Source organism: Chengkuizengella axinellae (assembly GCF_030730905.1).
In the GTDB taxonomy this organism is placed as follows: Bacteria; Bacillota; Bacilli; order Paenibacillales; family KCTC-33759; genus Chengkuizengella; species Chengkuizengella axinellae.
Window position 1 is genome coordinate 1 of the sequence record NZ_JAVAMP010000069.1, and the last position, 297, is coordinate 297.

Consider the following 297-nt stretch of genomic DNA (forward strand, 5'->3'; position numbering starts at 1 on the left):
CTCTAAAGTCATCTACACTCCAGCAGATGGATATAACGGTTCAGACACCTTTACCTTTACCGTGACAGATTTAGGAGATGGAAGTGCAGAAGCAAAAACAAGTGACACAGGGACGGTAACGATCACAGTCAATCCAGTGAACACGAAGCCAGCAGCAGATAACCAAGCTGTGATAACAAATGAGGGTGAATCCATAGAGATCATCCTTACTGGAAGTGATGATGAAACCAATTCATCTGAGTTATTCTTTAACGTAGATGAAGATAGTGTTCAAAACGGAACGATCACAGTAGAAGG

At 42.1% G+C, this 297-nt stretch carries 1 protein-coding gene; it reads left to right on the top strand.

All coding sequences use genetic code 11. The features are described from left to right. On the top strand, window positions 1-297 hold a 297-nt coding region (locus Q5Y73_RS24705; RefSeq protein ID WP_305994582.1), incomplete at both ends, for an Ig-like domain-containing protein.